This is a genomic window from Gordonia amicalis NBRC 100051 = JCM 11271, assembly GCF_000332995.1.
In the GTDB taxonomy this organism is placed as follows: Bacteria; Actinomycetota; Actinomycetes; order Mycobacteriales; family Mycobacteriaceae; genus Gordonia; species Gordonia amicalis.
In genome coordinates this window covers 40,533-56,358 of sequence record NZ_BANS01000034.1, presented here as the reverse complement: position 1 = coordinate 56,358, position 15,826 = coordinate 40,533, and the positions used below count along the sequence as shown (strand labels likewise).

At 68.0% G+C, this 15,826-nt stretch carries 17 protein-coding genes; 9 read left to right on the top strand and 8 right to left on the bottom strand.

From position 1 onward, the window contains the following. Positions 1–8: 8 nt before the first annotated feature. The 3 genes from GOAMI_RS16595 to GOAMI_RS16585 all read right to left on the bottom strand — a co-directional run bounded on the left by GOAMI_RS16595 (position 9) and on the right by GOAMI_RS16585 (position 2,290). Entirely contained in the window at positions 9–770 is a 762-nt protein-coding gene (locus GOAMI_RS16595; RefSeq protein WP_006437718.1) for an SDR family NAD(P)-dependent oxidoreductase, read from the bottom strand. Positions 771–889: 119 nt separating this feature from the next. Further along, a complete protein-coding gene (locus GOAMI_RS16590) occupies positions 890–1,618 on the bottom strand; it encodes a TMEM165/GDT1 family protein (protein WP_006437717.1) in 729 nt (242 codons plus the stop codon). Between the two features lie 150 nt (positions 1,619–1,768). Then, on the bottom strand, positions 1,769–2,290 hold the full coding sequence (locus tag GOAMI_RS16585; protein WP_006437716.1) for a hypothetical protein: 522 nt from the start codon (positions 2,288–2,290) through the stop codon (positions 1,769–1,771). 213 nt (positions 2,291–2,503) lie between these two features. Between GOAMI_RS16585 and GOAMI_RS16580 the strand changes: the two genes are divergently transcribed. Both GOAMI_RS16580 and GOAMI_RS16575 read left to right on the top strand, forming a co-directional pair. Beyond that, the gene (locus GOAMI_RS16580) at positions 2,504–4,624 is read left to right on the top strand and encodes an ABC transporter ATP-binding protein (RefSeq protein WP_006437715.1); all 2,121 of its coding nucleotides are present in this window, start codon (positions 2,504–2,506) and stop codon (positions 4,622–4,624) included. After that, a complete protein-coding gene (locus tag GOAMI_RS16575; RefSeq protein WP_006437714.1) occupies positions 4,621–5,373 on the top strand; it encodes an energy-coupling factor transporter transmembrane component T family protein in 753 nt (250 codons plus the stop codon). Before GOAMI_RS16580 ends, GOAMI_RS16575 begins: the two co-directional genes overlap by 4 nt. Positions 5,374–5,472: 99 nt before the next feature. Here GOAMI_RS16575 and GOAMI_RS16570 read toward each other — a convergent pair whose 3' ends face one another. Then, complete coding sequence (locus tag GOAMI_RS16570) at positions 5,473–6,102, bottom strand: superoxide dismutase (RefSeq protein WP_006437713.1); 630 nt, start codon at positions 6,100–6,102, stop codon at positions 5,473–5,475. A 199-nt stretch (positions 6,103–6,301) separates the two neighbouring features. Next, positions 6,302–6,454 carry a hypothetical protein gene (locus tag GOAMI_RS23235; RefSeq protein ID WP_006437712.1) on the bottom strand — a complete coding sequence of 51 codons (153 nt, stop codon included), beginning with the start codon at positions 6,452–6,454 and terminating at the stop codon, positions 6,302–6,304. A 176-nt stretch (positions 6,455–6,630) separates the two neighbouring features. Between GOAMI_RS23235 and msrA the strand changes: the two genes are divergently transcribed. Further along, the gene (msrA, locus tag GOAMI_RS16565) at positions 6,631–7,344 is read left to right on the top strand and encodes a peptide-methionine (S)-S-oxide reductase MsrA (protein WP_006437711.1); all 714 of its coding nucleotides are present in this window, start codon (positions 6,631–6,633) and stop codon (positions 7,342–7,344) included. Between the two features lies 1 nt (position 7,345). After that, positions 7,346–8,440: a winged helix DNA-binding domain-containing protein gene (locus GOAMI_RS16560; protein ID WP_006437710.1), complete on the top strand. Its 1,095-nt coding sequence runs from the start codon at positions 7,346–7,348 to the stop codon at positions 8,438–8,440. Here GOAMI_RS16560 and GOAMI_RS16555 read toward each other — a convergent pair. Then, positions 8,409–9,164 (bottom strand): VOC family protein, encoded by a 756-nt coding sequence (locus GOAMI_RS16555; RefSeq protein ID WP_006437709.1) that lies wholly within the window; start codon positions 9,162–9,164, stop codon positions 8,409–8,411. The genes GOAMI_RS16560 and GOAMI_RS16555 overlap by 32 nt on opposite strands. Positions 9,165–9,264: 100 nt before the next feature. Here GOAMI_RS16555 and GOAMI_RS16550 point away from each other — a divergent pair, with 100 nt between their 5' ends. The 5 genes from GOAMI_RS16550 to GOAMI_RS16530 all read left to right on the top strand — a co-directional run bounded on the left by GOAMI_RS16550 (position 9,265) and on the right by GOAMI_RS16530 (position 13,733). Then, complete coding sequence (locus tag GOAMI_RS16550) at positions 9,265–10,128, top strand: S49 family peptidase (RefSeq protein WP_006437708.1); 864 nt, start codon at positions 9,265–9,267, stop codon at positions 10,126–10,128. Between the two features lie 390 nt (positions 10,129–10,518). Next, positions 10,519–10,896, top strand: coding sequence for a rhodanese-like domain-containing protein (locus tag GOAMI_RS16545; RefSeq protein WP_232513046.1), 378 nt, complete (start codon positions 10,519–10,521; stop codon positions 10,894–10,896). After that, positions 10,893–11,942: a DUF4328 domain-containing protein gene (locus GOAMI_RS16540; RefSeq protein WP_040004921.1), complete on the top strand. Its 1,050-nt coding sequence runs from the start codon at positions 10,893–10,895 to the stop codon at positions 11,940–11,942. Before GOAMI_RS16545 ends, GOAMI_RS16540 begins: the two co-directional genes overlap by 4 nt. Beyond that, complete coding sequence (locus GOAMI_RS16535; protein ID WP_006437705.1) at positions 11,939–12,748, top strand: glycerophosphodiester phosphodiesterase; 810 nt, start codon at positions 11,939–11,941, stop codon at positions 12,746–12,748. Before GOAMI_RS16540 ends, GOAMI_RS16535 begins: the two co-directional genes overlap by 4 nt. Before the next feature lie 61 nt (positions 12,749–12,809). Continuing rightward, positions 12,810–13,733, top strand: coding sequence for a DUF5926 family protein (locus GOAMI_RS16530; RefSeq protein ID WP_006437704.1), 924 nt, complete (start codon positions 12,810–12,812; stop codon positions 13,731–13,733). Positions 13,734–13,810: 77 nt separating this feature from the next. Here GOAMI_RS16530 and GOAMI_RS16525 read toward each other — a convergent pair whose 3' ends face one another. Together GOAMI_RS16525 and GOAMI_RS16520 are read right to left on the bottom strand one after the other, a co-directional pair. Continuing rightward, positions 13,811–14,347 carry a ferritin gene (locus tag GOAMI_RS16525; RefSeq protein WP_006437703.1) on the bottom strand — a complete coding sequence of 179 codons (537 nt, stop codon included), beginning with the start codon at positions 14,345–14,347 and terminating at the stop codon, positions 13,811–13,813. A 94-nt stretch (positions 14,348–14,441) separates the two neighbouring features. Further along, complete coding sequence (locus GOAMI_RS16520) at positions 14,442–15,623, bottom strand: LCP family protein (protein WP_247603137.1); 1,182 nt, start codon at positions 15,621–15,623, stop codon at positions 14,442–14,444. Between the last annotated feature and the right edge of the window lie 203 nt (positions 15,624–15,826).

Genomic DNA, 15,826 nt, shown 5'->3' with positions numbered 1-15,826 from the left:
CCTCCGGACTAGCGCGGAGCCATCCGGATCGCGCCGTCCATCCGGATGGTCTCGCCGTTGAGGTAGTTGTGCTCGACGATGAACTCGGCGAGCTGTGCGTACTCGTCGGGCTCGCCGAGACGCTGCGGGAACGGGATCGCCTCGGCCAGGGTCTTCTGGAACTCGGGGGTGACGCCCGCGAGCATCGGGGTGCTGATGGTGCCGGGGGCGATGGTGCAGACGCGCACGCCGATGCGGGCGAGGTCGCGTGCAGCCGAGATGGTCATCGCGTGGACGCCACCCTTCGACGCGGCGTAGGCGATCTGACCGATCTGGCCCTCGAAGGCCGCCACCGATGCGGTGTTGATGATGACGCCGCGCTGGCCGTCACCGTCGATCGTGGATTCCTCCGACATGCGGTTGGCGGCCAGCCGCATGACGTTGAAGGTGCCGACCAGGTTGATGTCGATGACCTTGCGGAACAGGCCGAGGTCGTGCGGGCCGTCCTTGCCGAGGATGCGTGCGGCCCAGCCGACGCCTGCGCAGTTGACGGCGACGCGCAGCGGTGCGCCCGACTCGGCGATGGTGTCGATCGCGCCCTGGACCTGTGCTTCGTCGGTGACGTCGGCGGGGATCAGGGTGACGCCGTCGGTGGGGGCCGCCTTGTCGATCGAGTCCTGCAGGTCGAGGCCGAAGACCTGAGCGCCTGCGGCGGCGAAGCGACGGGCGGTGGCTGCGCCGAGGCCCGATGCCCCGCCGGTGACCAGAACGGAAGCGCCTGAAACGTCCATGGGTTGATAGTCCTTTCGCGGTACCGATTGCCGCCGGACCCGTGTCCCGATGAAGTGGACGACGTGCACCGGCGCAGGGTGCACGTTCACGATAGTCAGAGGTTGTGGAGCCCCCGCGCTCAGCCCTCGTGACGACCGAGCGAACGCTCGGGAGTGGCTGGTTCGGCGTTCTCGTCGTCGGCGCCGCGGAGCCGCCGGTCGCGCTGGATGAGGAACGCGCCCACACCGGTGATGACGACCGCGGCGGTGATCGTCGCAGCGATCATCGGGGTCGACGCACCGACGAGACCGGACACGGTGAGCCACACCGCGAAACCGAAGAACAGCACGGCCGCACCGATCGCGATGACGCGTTCGGGGAGGTGCTTGCCGAGAAGTACGCCCACGCCGATCGCCAGGGCATCCGCGGCGACCATGCCGACCGTCGAACCGATCCACACGCCGAGCCAATCGTGGTCGGTGGCGATCGTGATGGTGGCCAGCATCGTCTTGTCGCCGAGTTCGGCGAGGAAGAAGGCCGACATCACGGCGAGGAACACCGACGCACCGACCCGGCTCGCACGGTTCCGCTCCTCGTTGTCGAGGCGGTCGCCGTAGATGGTCCACAGTCCGAAGGCGAGCATGGCGAGGCCGGCCAGGACCGACATCAGATCGGTGGGCAGAGACATTCCGAGGAAATGACCGAAGAACACCGAGACGGCATGGACCGCGGTGGTGGCGACGGTGATGGCGAGGATGACGACCCACCAGCGGTAACGCAGGGCGTACGTCATGGCCATCAGCTGTGATTTGTCGCCCAGTTCGGCGACGAAGATCACGCCGAAACTCAGGAGCAGGGCAGCAATCACGAACGCCAGGTTAGTGAAACCTAACTGGCGAATGCAACTCATCAGTAACCCGCATCTGTGCAGGTCGGGGGCACAAAAAGAATTGTTCGGGGACCCGGAAACCGGCGTGCGGGAGCCCTGCCGGAGAACCTTCGGGGTGCCTCGGGGTGCCTAAGCTGCGAGAAGCATGGCGAGCACGGCGGTATCGGGATCGGCATTGGGGTCGATGCCGACCTCGTTGCGGAGATTCACCACCGTCCCGTCGGCCTCCGCCTCCGCCCACCCGGCTCGATGCTCGAGTCCGAGTTCAGGGAGTCCGGGCAGCAGGACGCAGCCGGACGCGACCTCCGAGCATTCCGGAAGTGACGGACGTGTCTGCGACGGCGGGTGCAGCATGACCAGCGCCGGGGGATTGTTCAGGAACCTGCCCGCTTCGACGAAGCTGTCGTCGATGACGTTCCCGATCGCGACCATCATCCCGACCGTGTTGTCGCCGCCCTGAGCCGGGCGCTGCTCGACGACGCCGAAGATCGTCGTCGTCGGGAGGAAACCCGGCCGGCAAGCGATCCGCACCGAGCCGACGAGGGTCTGGGTCCATTCGAGGGTGGATTCCGGCCAGCGACCGGAGATGAGGATGCCGTTCAGCTTGCCTTCGTGCTGGAACGGGGTGAGTCCGATCGGAATCGGCTGCATCGTGTCCTCCCTCCGATTCGGGTGGGGGACCTGGTCATCGGGACCCAGGTCCGTCGAAGACCACCGGTGTGAAAAGAATCCACCGCGGGCGCGAAACGGACAACCCGAACCACCGTCTTGTGACGGTTCGTTTACATGCGATCGACCGACGGCCAGGTGCCGTCGCCGATGGCCGCGCCCGGGGCAGGGATGGACACCAGGCACACTGGACCGGTGAAGAACTCGCCTGCGCTGCGGCCCATGGAGTTCGCGTCCGTCGCGATCTTCGGTGGCCTGACTGTTGCCGCGGTGGTCATCGCCTCGGTCATCCCGCTGGCGCAGGCGGCCGGTCTGCTCGCGCCGGTTCCTCTTGCCCTCATCGCAGCCCGCACGCGGCCGCGGGCACTTCTCACCGCCACGGTGGCGACGACGGCGGTCGCCTTCGCCATGGCGGGTACGGGTGCGATGGCCACCGTCCTCGGTTCGGCACTGGTCGGCGGGATCGTCGGGGACATCAAACGCCGTGGTCGTGGGGTCGGAGCACTCGGACTGGCCACCCTCGTGGCCTCGCCGATCCTCGGCGGTGTCTCCGTGCTGGTGCTCCTCGTGCTGGTGCCCCTGCGCGAACTGACCATCGAGGCGATGACCAACTCCATCCACGGCGTCGCCAAATGGCTGCACGGTTGGGGGCCCACCGACGGCGTGGGCGACGCCCTCGACGCGATGAGCCGCAGCATCGCCAGTCATTGGTGGGCGTGGATCTGGATCTCCGGGACAGTGGGCACCGCGATCTCACTCCTCGCGGCCTGGTGGATCCTCGGCGGGGTCATCGCCCGGCTGCGCGACGTGCCCAGCGAGGACACGCTCACCTCCGACGGTCCGGGATCCACGGCGACCGAGGTCGCGCCGCTCCCGGTCACTGCCGAAGGCGTCGGTTTCGCGTACAGCCCGGAGGCGAGGCCGGTCCTCCACGACATCGACCTGCGCATCGACCCCGGCGAGTTCGTCGCCGTCGTCGGCGCCAACGGCTCGGGCAAGTCGACGCTGGCGAAGATCCTGGCCGGTCGCGCCCCGACCAGCGGCGTCGTCCACCGTCCGGGCCTGGCCGGGCTCGGCGTCCACGGCGGCACCGCGCTGGTCCTGCAGCGGCCGGAGATCCAGATGCTCGGGTCGCGAGTCGCCGACGACGTGGTGTGGGGTCTGCCGCCGGATGCCGACGTGGACGTCGAAGCGCTCCTCGCCGAGGTCGGGCTGAGTGGTCTCGGCGACCGCGAGACCACCGATCTGTCCGGTGGGCAGCAACAGCGCCTCGCCATCGCCGCGGCCCTCGCCCGGGATCCGCAACTGCTCATCGCCGACGAGGTCACCTCGATGGTCGACCCGGAGGGGCGCGGGCAACTCCTCCACCTGCTTGCGTCGTTGCCTGCCCGACGCGGGATCGCGGTCGTGCTGATCACCCACCGCGGCAGCGAGGCCGCGGCCGCCGACCGTGTCATCCACCTCGAGGCCGGTCGCGTGGTTCCTCATCCGCCGCACTGGATGCCGGACCCGCACGCCGACCTCGACCATCCCTCGCCGACCGTGTCGGCGGCGTCTCTCGCGGCGCCCGGACCACACATCGGTGGGCCGCTGCTGGTGCTCGATCACGTGGGCTACGCGCACCTGCCCGGATCGCCCTGGGAGGTCGTCGCCCTCACCGACATCACCCTGACCGTGTACCGCGGCGAGGGGTTGCTCATCGTCGGCGGCAACGGGTCGGGCAAGACGACCCTCGCGTGGATCATGACGGGACTCCTGTCACCGCGAACCGGCACCTGCCACCTGCTCGGCACAGCCGGAAAATTCACTCCGGCAGCCGGTTTCGACGCCGGAGAGCCCGTCAGTGAGCACGTCGGCGCGATCGGACTCGGGTTCCAGCACGCACGTCTGCAGCTACAGAAGGTCACGGTTGCCGACGAGATCATGGCGGCTGGTGGCGAGAAGGTCGGCACCGCAGAGGTCGCCCGTGTCCTCGAACTCGTCGGGTTGCCACGGCAGATGGCGGCCACCAAGGTCGATTCCCTGTCGGGCGGCCAGATGCGTCGCGTCGTGCTGGCCGGACTCATCGCGCGCCACCCCGACATGCTCGTGCTCGACGAGCCCCTCGCCGGTCTCGATCCGTTGGCCCGCGAGGAGATCGTCGCGCTGCTTGCCCGTCTGCGCGCCGAGGGCATGACAATCGTGATCATCTCGCACGACTTCGAATCGCTGGACTCTGTGTGCACCCGCCGGGTTCGGCTCGTCGACGGACGGTTGCTGCCCGACACCCATCAGAACGCCGATCAGCCGTCCGGCTGGGACGGAGGTGCCCCATGACGATGCGCACGGTCCCGTTGCGGCAGGTCCCCGGCGATTCCTTCGTCCACCGGCTGTGGGCGGGAACCAAGCTGGTGATCGTGCTGATCCTCGGCGTCATGACCTGGGTGCTGCCGTCCTGGCCGGCACTGGGGATGGTGGCCGCGATCGTCGTCCTCACCGCTCTGGTCGCCGGGATCCCGTTGGGCGCCATTCCGCGTCCGCCCTGGTGGTTCTGGGGCCTGATCGGTATCGGCGTCGCGTTCAACGTCTCCTTCGCCGGCCTGCACGGGGCGCTGATCTTCCTGCGTGCCGTCACGCTCGCGCTCGTCCTCGTGGCGAGTTCGATCCTCGTCATCTGGACCACCCCGATGGCCGACGTCGCGCCCGCGCTGGCGCGGCTGATGCGCCCACTGCGTCGCCTCCGGCTACCGGTTGACGAATGGGCGGTCGCGATCGCGTTGTGTCTCAGGGGTCTTCCGCTGTTGATCGAGGAGTTGCGCATGTTGCGCGCGGCTCACAAGCTGCGCCCGACGGCGAAGGGGCGCAGCGACCACCCGTCGGCGGAGATGGGGATCATGGATCTCATCACCGCGGCCATGTCGTCGGCCCTCCGCCGCAGCGCGGAGATGGCCGAGGCGATCACCGCGCGCGGTGGCACCGGCCGGCTCACGGCTCATCCGGCACGGCCGGGACGAGCAGATCTGTTGGCGCTCATCGTGATCGGTGTCGCGTGTGGTGTCGCCATCGCGGTGACGCTGATTCTCTAGACCCCGCTCCCTGAGGTGCGAGCGAAGCGAGCCTCGAAGGGCGAAACGGCGCCGGCCACCCGAAGGTGACCGGCGCCGTTGATGTCTGGCGAACCAGGATCAGGCAGGCACGACGAGTCCGCTGCCCTGGGTCTTCGCGCGACCGTAACGCTCACCGGCGTCGGCCCAGTTGACCACGTTCCACCAAGCCTTGACGTAGTCCGGCTTGACGTTCTGGTAGTCGAGGTAGAAGGCGTGCTCCCACATGTCGAGCATGACGACCGGGATGATCGCGGCGGGGATGTTGCCGCTCTGATCGGTCAGCTGCAGGATGACCAGCTTGCCGCCGATGGTGTCGTAGCCCAGGATCGCCCAGCCCGAACCCTGCAGGGTGGTGGCGGCGGCGGTGAAGTGGGCCTTGAACTTGTCGAAGCCACCGAACTGCTCGGTGATCGCCGCGGCGAGGTCGCCCTCGGGCTCGCCACCGCCGTTGGGCGACAGGTTCTTCCAGAAGATCGAGTGGTTGGTGTGGCCGCCCAGGTGGAAGGACAGCGTGGCCGAGAGCCCGTAGACCTTGCCGGCGATGCTGTCGTCCTCGCGGGCCGCGGCCAGCTTCTCCAGGGTGTCGTTGGCGCCCTTGACGTAGGTCGCGTGGTGCTTGCTGTGGTGGAGCTCCATGATCCTGCCGGAGATGTGCGGCTCCAGTGCCGCGTAGTCGTAATCCAGATCCGGCAAGGTGTATTCAGCCACGATGTTCCTCTCTGAGGTGCTTTCGTTTCCCTGTTTCACACGTGGGTGCGCCGACCGGGTCGGCGCCACGCGGATGCTTCCACCCTTCCGCACACCATGGGTGATTGCAACAAAGAGGCCACAAGAAATATCAAGTGCGGTTGAAGGTCAACCGTGCCGCGGCGGCACCGTGGTGCGCGGGCGAGATGTCCGAATCCGCTCAGATCAGCATGAGTGCGACGAAGACGGCGAGCAGGGCGACGATGCTCAACCCGATCGCGCGGCAGCTTCTCGCCACGTCGTAGTTGACGCGCGGGGCGCCGCGGGGAGTCCGGCCTGCGCTCCGGAAGTCTCCGGTCGCGTGCGTCGCCATTGTCGCCCCTCGTCAGCGGATCGGCTTCACCATCGGCGTCTCGGGGTCCGGCGGACCGTCGACCGACAGTGACGGGTATCATAAATCAGGATGTGATCGCCATCAAAGTCAGACTGGGACGGTTGACTCAACTCGGAGAATTCGGACAGGGTCGGCGGCGCGCGTAGACTTGCCGCATGTCTTGGCTTGACCAGCTCTTTGCTGCCAGTTCGCACAAGCAGGAACTCATCGCGGCCGATTCCGCACTACCTGGGCGCGACACCGAGATCGCTGTTCCCGGCGACCATCTGGTCCTGCACACCCCGATGCGCGGACGACCGGAGACCGACGGCTCGTACGCCAACGGCGGCATCGGTGCCTTCGACGGCCGGCTGTCCGCGGTGATCCTGGCGGGCGGCTGTTTCTGGGGGATCGAGGAGATCTTCTGGCAGGTCCCGGGTGTGTACACCACCGCGGTCGGCTACGCCGGCGGCCACACGCCGAACCCGACGTACGAGGAGACCTGCACCGCGCGGACCGGCCACACCGAGTCGGCACTCGTCGTCTTCGATCCGGCGGTCATCGACCTCGAGGGCATCCTCAAGATCTTCTGGGAGTCCCACGATCCCACGCAGGAGATGCGACAGGGCAACGACATCGGCACCCAGTATCGGTCGGCGGTGTACACCCTTTCCGACGACGACGCCGCGATCGTCGCGCAGTCCGCGGCCAAGTTCCAGTCCGCGCTCGACGCGGCCGGAGAGGGGCGGATCGCGACCGAGATCAAGCCGCTCCAGGCCGCCGGCGACGGGCGTTTCTACTACGCGGAGGACTACCACCAGCAGTATCTGGCCAAAAACCCGCACGGCTATCGCTGCCATGCGGCGACCGGAATCAGCTACCCCGCTTGAGGTGACCGGCGAGACGATCACCCTGAGGCAGTGGAACCGGACCCTGCTGTCCCGCCAGCACCTACTCGACCGCGTCGACGAGGACGCCATCGAGGTGTTGGACCGGTGCGTGGGGATGCAGTCCCAGGACCCGCGCGCCGCCTTCTTCGGATTGTGGTCGCGCGTCGAGGGATTCGACTCGTCCGAACTCGACGACCTCCTCACGGAGCGGGAGGTCGTGCGAATCGCGTTGCTGCGGTCCACGGTGTTCCTCATCGATGCCGAGGACGCCCGGTGGATCCGCCCCCTCGCCGAACAGATTCTGCGGCGCGAACTCACCGAGGCGCACATGCCGCGACTCGTGGATGCGGATCCGTCGCAGGTTCTCGCCGACGCCGCCCGACTTCTCGCCGGCGGTGAACTCAGTGGTGCCGACCTGGGAAAGCAGCTGGCTGTTCGTCATCCGGGGGAGAACCCGTCCACACTCACCGGGATCGCCCGGTGCGGGCTGCCTCTGGTCCAGGTGCCGCCGCGTGGTCTCTGGCGGGGACGCGCGGCACCGACCTACCGGTTGTTCGACGAATGGGTCGGCCCGGGCGAGCCGGCGGTCGAGGGTGACGATGCGCGCGCGGACCTGATCCGCCTGTACCTCCGCGGCTTCGGTCCCGCCACCGTCAAGGCCATCCAGACGTGGTCCGGGCTCACCGGGTTGCGGCCGCTCGTCGAAAAGCTCGAAGCCGATTGGGAACTCGTCCGACTGGTCGGCCCGCACGGCGAGATCCTCTACGACCTCGACGGACTCGGTTTCACCGACCCGGACACACCCGCGCCGGCCCGCCTCGTGGCGCCCTTCGATCACGTCATCGGGGTCTCGGCCGACCGCGTCCGCGTCGCCGACCCGGAGTTGTTCCGCCGGACCGTGACACCCAACGGCCGCTCACCCGGTTTCGTCTTCGCCGACGGATTCCTCGCCGGCACATGGCATGCCGACGGTGAAGACGGGGTACGCGTCGAGATGCTGCGCGAGGTCACGAAGGCCGAGGAGCGTGAGATCGACGCCGAGGTCGAGAGGTTGCGCGAGTTCCTCAGGCCCCGGTACGTGGATTGCGTGAGGTGATGCAGTACCGCCGCCCCATCGGGTCGACCATCGTCGTCCACTTCGGATACTGGCCGACCGCGCGGGCGCCCCATCCCTCGTGACGCGCCACCTCGTCGGGTACCGAATTCGTCGCGAGGTCGAGGTGTCCGGTCGCGGGTGTCGAGTCGTCGGTCGTCCCGGACTCCCTGCGCTGCAACAGGATTCCGATCGTGATCGACGGATCTCGACGCAGCGCGACGAGTTCGGGTCGGGTGCCGGGCGGATTGAGCGGCCAACCGGTCAGGTTCGTCCAGAACTCGACCTCCGCATCGAAGTCAGGGGCCGGGATGTCGATGCACAACTGGTCGATGATGCTGATGGCATCGCCGGGCCACCGGATCGGTCGCGACCGGGTGGTCTCGCCCTCCCACGGCACCAGGCAGAACACGAAGCCCGCCGGTGAACGGAGGACCAGGTGGGTGTCGGCATTGCGGATCAGGGTCGCCCCGAGGCCGACGGCCTCCTCGGCTGCCGCGTGCGGATCGTCGGTGTGGATGTCGAGGTGGACCCCGCCCGGGCCCTCGTCGACCCGCTGCACACGCAGGTGCGGATCGCCGTGGAACGGTTCGAGGGAGGCGAATTCTCGGTGTTCGCCGCGCGGCGGCGAGACGGTGCTGCCCGAGATCGCGCGCCAGAACGTCACCTCGCCGCCGAACTCGTCGGCGGGGAAATCGAGGAATGCGCTGAGCCACCTGACCTGCACGCGGGAGAGTCTACGGCGCGAGTGCCGCTTGCACCCCGGAGACAACGCGGGCGTGCCCGCCGGAAACCTGCTGTGGTGATCCGCCACTAGACTCGGGCAGATGACTGCAGGACCGCTGGCGGCGGTGGGTAAGAAGTTCGCGAGATCGCGTGCCGAGCACGTCGCGGTGGTTCGACTCGACGGCCCGATCGGCGGCGCCGGCATGGGCAGGCACGGTCTGACGACCGACACGGTCGAACCGGTACTGAAGCGGGCGTTCGACACCGATCGGCTCAAGGCCGTGGTGGTCGTGATCAATTCGCCCGGAGGTTCGCCCGCCCAGTCGGAGTACATCGCCGAGCGCATTCGACAGCTGTCCGCGGAGAAGGGCGTGCCGGTCCTGGCGTTCTGTGAGGACGTCGCGGCGTCCGGCGGCTACTGGATGGCCTGTGCGGCGGACGAGATCTACGCCGCGCACACCTCGATCGTCGGTTCCATCGGGGTGGTGTCCTCGGGTTTCGGCTTCTCGGCACTGCTCGACCGGTTCGGCGTGCAGCGTCGTCTCTACACGACGGGGGAGAACAAGGCCCGGCTCGACACCTTCTCGCCGGAGGTGCCCGAGGACGTCGAATGGCTCAAGGGTCTCCAAGGGCAGCTGCACGAGGCTTTCATCGCGTGGGTGCGTCAGCGTCGTGGCAAGAAGCTGACGGCATCCGACGAGGAGCTGTTCAACGGCGATGTGTGGGTAGGGCACCGCGCCGCCGAACTCGGTCTGGTCGACGGCATCGGCGTGATGCGTTCGGTGGTGGCCGAGCGCTACCCCGACGCCGAGATCACGGTCATCGAGGCGCCCAAGCCTCTGCTGGCACGTCTGGTCGGCAACCAGATGTCGGTGTCGGGTCTCGCCGAGAGCGTCACGACGGGTGTACTCGCCGCCTTCGACCGCGCCCCGGCGGTGCGGACCGCGTTTGTACACCGTGACTGAGGGGTAATACCAGACCCAGATCGGGGGTTTTCCCCAAGGGTTTGTCCCCACGTTATCCACAGGTGTGTGCATGGAAAGAAAATGCACCACCGGTCGACCCCTGCAGTTTGGTGAATTTCCTGCGCGCACATTGGGTCGAACTAGTGACACCAGTCACATCGACAGGCCGGTTGGCCAGGGTTTTTCCACAGTTTCCACAGTCTCATCCCCAGGTTGACGGTGAGATGGGGAGACCGGACAGGTGTCCGGTCAGGGCATGTGGATAAAACTATGATGATCAGCATAGGCCGCATTTACGCAATCTGCGTGATGCTGAATGCGATGTTCATCGCGCCGCCGGAAACGTCCGTCAAGATGACCTGACACGCCTTGTGCCATGACTGTGCCACCATGGAAATCGTGACCATGGGCGACATCACGCAGGTGCCGGTGACCGATTTGCCGGACGACTTCACCGGAACGGCCGAGGCGGTGATCCTCGACGTCCGTGAACCCGACGAATGGGCGAACGGGTACATCCGCGGCGCCGTCCACATCCCGATGGCCGAGATCCCCGGCCGGCTCGGCGAGATCGACCCGGATGCGGACCTCTATGTGGTGTGTCGTTCGAGCGGCCGGTCGATGCGGGTTCTGCAGTACCTCGCACAGGTGGGATACGACGGCATCTGCGTCCGCGGCGGGATGCTCGCCTGGCAGGAGCATGGCAAGCCCGTCGAATTCGGCGGCGGGAACGGCCAGGGCAACGGTGGGGGCGACGCCGTCCGATGATCGACCTCTGTCCGCGGTGCCGCATCCAGGCGCCGCACCGTCCCGGGCGGGAGCACTGTCCTCGCTGCGGTGGCCCGCTGAGCGTCGTCGACGATGTCGCGCATGCGATGGCGGCGACGGCACATCCGGCGGCGCCCGCGCCGACACATCCGGCGGCGCCCGCGCCGACACGTCCCGCGGCACCCGCCCCGACACGCCGCGCTCCCGTGCCGACCGGCCGTTTCTACCGGGGTCGCAACGTCCGGTGGGTCGCTCGGCGTCCTCCCGAGGCCATTCCCGTCCGTCGCGGGCCGTCGGGTTCGCGCGGCCCGCGGCTCATCCCGCGGTACGTGTACATCCCTACATGGGGTTTGCGCGACGAACCGGTGAAGCCGGACGCGACCCACGACCGGATCGAGACCTCGCGGGCACGCCTGCTGTTCGTGCTCGTCGTGGCCGGGACCGCGCTCGCGGCCTCCGCGGTCATCCATCTGGTGCGCTACCTCCTACTGGCCGTCAACCGCATCCAGCCGCTGCCCGCCCCGCTGATCGTGGTCTCCGACTGGCTGATCATCTTCGGAGGTGTCGCCGCCTTCCTCGCCTACGTCTGGGCGACCCTCGCGTTCATGCGCTGGGTGATGGACCTGCGGGCCGGGACCTATGAGGACGCCCGCCTGCTCGACCCGAGACGGCCGGTGTGGGTCGGGGTGCTGGTGGGAGTGCCGCTGGTCAACCTGATCGGCGCGCCACTGGTGCTGGGCGAGGTCGCGGCCCGGCGCGTGGCCCATGACCCGTCCCTTGACGCGGAACGCGTCGGACGCCGGGTCCGCCGGCTGTGGGTCGCGTGGGTGATCGTCAACGTCACCGCGGTACTGGCACTGATCGCACGTGCCGTCGCGTGGGGTTCGGACTCGGTGCAGACCGGGGCCAACGCACTGGCCATGGTGATCATCAGCGCAGCCGTCTCGGCGGCCTTCGCCTTCTGGTTGACGCGCCGCGTGCCGGTGCTGTTCGACGCCGTCACGGCGGTTCCGGTCCCGAAGAGAAGGTGGGTGGCGGTCGGATGAACGCAGGTGTGAACGTGGGTGCGGTCGAGAAGGTGTCGCGTTCGGGAAAGCCGGCGGTGGTCGCACACCGCGGTGCCTCCGGGGACCGTCCGGAACACACGCTGGCCGCGTACGAACTCGCCCTCGCGCAGGGCGCGGACGGACTCGAGTGCGACGTCCGGCTGACCGCCGACCACGAGCTCGTCTGCGTGCACGACCGTACCGTCGACCGCACGTCGAACGGGTCCGGCATCGTCAGCGAGATGACCCTGGACCAGCTCCGCGAACTCGACTTCGGGAGTTGGCATTCCGCCGGCGACCCCGCATCGATCCTGACCCTGCGTGAGCTGCTCACGCTCACCCTGGACTGGCGGCGGCCGGTCCGGTTGTTCATCGAGACCAAACATCCCGTGCGATTCGGCAGTCTCGTCGAGCAGAAGCTCCTCGAGATCCTGCACGAGTTCGGGGTGGCGACGCCGCCGTCGGCCGATCACAGTCGCGCGGTGGTCATCTCGTTCTCCTCCGCCGGGGTCTGGCGTATCCGCCGCCATGCCCCGATGCTCCCGACCATCCTGCTGGGCGACACCGCCCGCGTGCTCGGCGGAAGCGCGGCGACCGCCGTCGGCGCGACGGGGATCGGACCGTCGGTGATGACGTTGAGGCAGTACCCGGACCTCGTCGACCGGGCCGCCGCGGCCGGGCGCGTGACCTACTGCTGGACCGTCGACGAACTCGTGGACGTCCAGCTCTGCGCCGACCTGGGCGTGCGCTGGCTGGCCACGAACCATCCGGCCAGGGTGCGCGATTGGCTGGTGACCGTCGACTGACCGGTCTCCTCGCTAACCCGGCCATCTGGGGGCTGAGGCCTGCTCATGAGAGAGTGGACCGATGGGCAAGAAGAGCAAGCGGGGCAGTGGACCCCGTCCGGGTAGCAATCGCGCCGAGCGGGTGGCCGCTCGTAAGGCTCGGCAGGCGGCGTCGATGGCACCGCCGCCGCGTCCCTTCGCAGGGTTGGCCGCCGAATGCGACTTCGTCGCGCTGCGGACGTTCGTCGCGTCGGCGACCGCACGACTCGAACTGGTCGAGCCCGCCGAGTCGCGCAACGACGTCTTCGTCGTGACGATCCTGCCCGGTGCCGGTCCCGCGCTCACGCGTGAATCAGACGGCGCCACAGAGGGTTTGGTCGGTCTGCAGACCGAGCCGGATCGTCAGGCGCCGGCCGTCGAGCTGGCCGCGGCCATCGCGTGGGCCGCTCACGCCGATGCGGGTGGCGAGTTCGATCTGGAGTCCGCCGACGAATCCCCCTCGCTCGACGAGGTGCTGAAGACCGACGCGACCCTGGACATCACCGTGCACCAGGACTTCTCGTGGTGGTTCCCGGAAGGCACCGAGGTGCCCGCGGAGATCGCGCCGATGTTCGAGCGCGCCAACGATTCCGTGCTGCCGACCGCACGCCTCGTCGTCGACAGCGGTTCGGGCGCCCCGTGGTGGGTCGACGCCGGGGAGCGGGCCCACCTGCGGTGGATCCGTCCGGAACCGGAGGACGACCTGATGGCGGCCATGGCCCGGCTCCACGCGGCCGGCCGACTGACGATGGGTGAGGGTTCGCGCTTCGCCGGGTCGTTCCGCACCCACGGCCTGCTGGTCCCGGTGTTCGACCTCGACAACGAGATGCACCACGAGGAGTGGCAGGCGGGTCTCAATCAGCTCGATCAGTGGCTGGGCGAGGCGCTCGCCGACACCTCGGAGCTGACGATCGCCGAGCGGAGCTCGCGCGACGGCATCCGCGGCCGCCAGGTGACGCTGCGCTAGACAGAGGCTGAGAAATACCTCGGCGGCGCGACTTCGAGTGAAGTCGCGCCGCCGAGTTCATGTCTGCCCGGTGGTGCCTAGATGTTGCCGCCGGCGACGGGAGGTGCGGTCGGGTCGTCGGCCGCGGGACCGTTGAACTCTCGCTCGACGAAGTTCTCCAGGTCGAACAGGTTGCCCTTGCAGCGCTCGGCGATGGTCTGCAGGGTCGTCATGATGGCGACCTCCTCGACCTGCTCCTTGATGAACCGCTGCACGAACTGCTCGCCGAGGTAGTCCCCGGTGTCCCGTGCGGACTTCGCGAGGTCGACGACCTGCTGGGTGACCGTCTTCTCCTGCTCGAGGGCCAGATTGATCGGGGCCTTGTAATCCTCGAACTTGTTGTTGGGGGCCGGGATACCGGGGATCTCGACGTCCATGTCCCGGTCGAGGAAGTACTGCACGATCATCATCGCGTGGGTGCGTTCCTCGACTGCCTGGCGGTAGAAGAGCTTGGCCAGCTGTGGCATGTCGTGGTTGTCGTAGTACGTGGCGACCGCGATGTACTGCTGCGAGGCGTAGAACTCGTTGCCGATCTGGTCGTGCAGCAGCTGATGGAACTTGGTGAATTCGGTCATGTGCCCATGGTAGGTGCCGAAAAGTGGCTTCTACCAGCAAGTTCAGGCTAACTAAGGCTAGTCTGACCTGTCTTTGGGCAGGCTCGCCACCTCGTCACCCGGCGTCGACGAGCAACTCGTCGGGGATGGGCTGACCTGCACGCAGACGGCCGAAGAACTCCTCGGTCGTCTCGGTGACCGGCAGTGCCAGACCGTCATCGGTGTAAACGCTTTCACCCGTGGGTGTGGTGGTCGTCACCGGGTCACGGAGGGCGAACATCAGCGAGGCGAGGTTCCGGATGTGATCGCGCTCGTCGACGGTGAGCGAGTCGATCGCACCGCCGATGAAGCCGAACAGCCGGAACGGGTTGAGCAACACGGCCGGGCTCGTGGCGCGGGAGACCAATGCGGCCAGGAACTTCCGTTGATTGATCACGCGTTCGAGGTCGGCGCGGGGGAACGCGCGCGTCCGTACGAGCCCCAGTGCCTGGCGGCCGTTCAGGTGATGACAGCCCTTGGACAGTCTGAGTCCGGCCAGCGGGTCGTTGAGCGGCTGATCGATGCACATGTCGACACCGCCGACCGCGTCCACGAGCGTGTCGAAGCCGCCGAAGCCGATCTCGGCGTAGTGGTCGATGTGGATGCCGGTCAGGTTCTCGACGGTCTGCACCAGCAACGCCGGTCCGCCGATGTTGTACGACGCGTTGACTTTCAGGCTGCCGTGGCCGGGGATCTCGACGAAGAGGTCGCGCGGGATGCTGACGACCGTCGCCTTCCCGGTTCCGGGTGGATTGTGGACCAGCATGATCGTGTCGGTGCGGGAGCCGTCGGCGTCACCGGTGGACAGATTGGTGCGCTGCGCGTCGGAGAGGTCGGATCGATTGTCGGTGCCGACGATGAGCCAGTTGGTGCCGGGCGTGTCCGACGGCCGGCCGGCGTAGGCGGGCAGCGCGTCGATGCGGTCGAGTCTCGAGTCGTAGTAGAAGAGCAGTCCGATGCTGCCGAGCACGAACACGAGCAGCAGGATCAGCACGATCTTGCCGACCCGCACCGAACGGCGGCGGCGACGGCGTGGCGGCGTGGGGGCGGGCGGGGTGCCCGCCGGCGGAGCGGGCGGTCTCGTCGACGACCGACCGTGATCGACGCGCCGGTCGCTGCGCGGCGACCGGTGGTCGCGCGACCGGTCGCCCACCGGGATCGGTTCGGGTTTCTGGGTGGGCGCGTACTGTCCGGGGCCCGCGCCGGCGGGAACGGCCGACCGCCTCGGTGGAGGACCCTGCGCCGGAATCCGCGGCATCGCCTGGGGATGTGCGGCGGGAGCCGGACCCTGCGGGTGAGGGCGTCCAGGTGCACCGGGCGGTGGTCCCTGACGTGGCGGTGTGCCTCCCGCCGGCCGCCCGGGCGGTACCTGAGGCCCCGGACGACCGCGCCGAATGATCGGCGGGTCCTGCTCGTTCATCCCAACCAATGTACGCATGCACGGCCGGCCGCCACGGATCC

Coding starts and splice junctions, on each gene's coding strand:
- GOAMI_RS16595 (WP_006437718.1), bottom strand. CDS start 770: ATGGACGTTTCAGGCGCTTCCGTTCTGGTCACCGGCGGGGCATCGGGC.
- GOAMI_RS16585 (WP_006437716.1), bottom strand. CDS start 2,290: ATGCAGCCGATTCCGATCGGACTCACCCCGTTCCAGCACGAAGGCAAG.
- GOAMI_RS16575 (WP_006437714.1), top strand. CDS start 4,621: ATGACGATGCGCACGGTCCCGTTGCGGCAGGTCCCCGGCGATTCCTTC.
- GOAMI_RS23235 (WP_006437712.1), bottom strand. CDS start 6,454: ATGGCGACGCACGCGACCGGAGACTTCCGGAGCGCAGGCCGGACTCCC.
- msrA (WP_006437711.1), top strand. CDS start 6,631: ATGTCTTGGCTTGACCAGCTCTTTGCTGCCAGTTCGCACAAGCAGGAA.
- GOAMI_RS16550 (WP_006437708.1), top strand. CDS start 9,265: ATGACTGCAGGACCGCTGGCGGCGGTGGGTAAGAAGTTCGCGAGATCG.
- GOAMI_RS16545 (WP_232513046.1), top strand. CDS start 10,519: ATGGAAATCGTGACCATGGGCGACATCACGCAGGTGCCGGTGACCGAT.
- GOAMI_RS16540 (WP_040004921.1), top strand. CDS start 10,893: ATGATCGACCTCTGTCCGCGGTGCCGCATCCAGGCGCCGCACCGTCCC.
- GOAMI_RS16535 (WP_006437705.1), top strand. CDS start 11,939: ATGAACGCAGGTGTGAACGTGGGTGCGGTCGAGAAGGTGTCGCGTTCG.
- GOAMI_RS16530 (WP_006437704.1), top strand. CDS start 12,810: ATGGGCAAGAAGAGCAAGCGGGGCAGTGGACCCCGTCCGGGTAGCAAT.
- GOAMI_RS16525 (WP_006437703.1), bottom strand. CDS start 14,347: ATGACCGAATTCACCAAGTTCCATCAGCTGCTGCACGACCAGATCGGC.
- GOAMI_RS16520 (WP_247603137.1), bottom strand. CDS start 15,623: ATGCCGCGGATTCCGGCGCAGGGTCCTCCACCGAGGCGGTCGGCCGTT.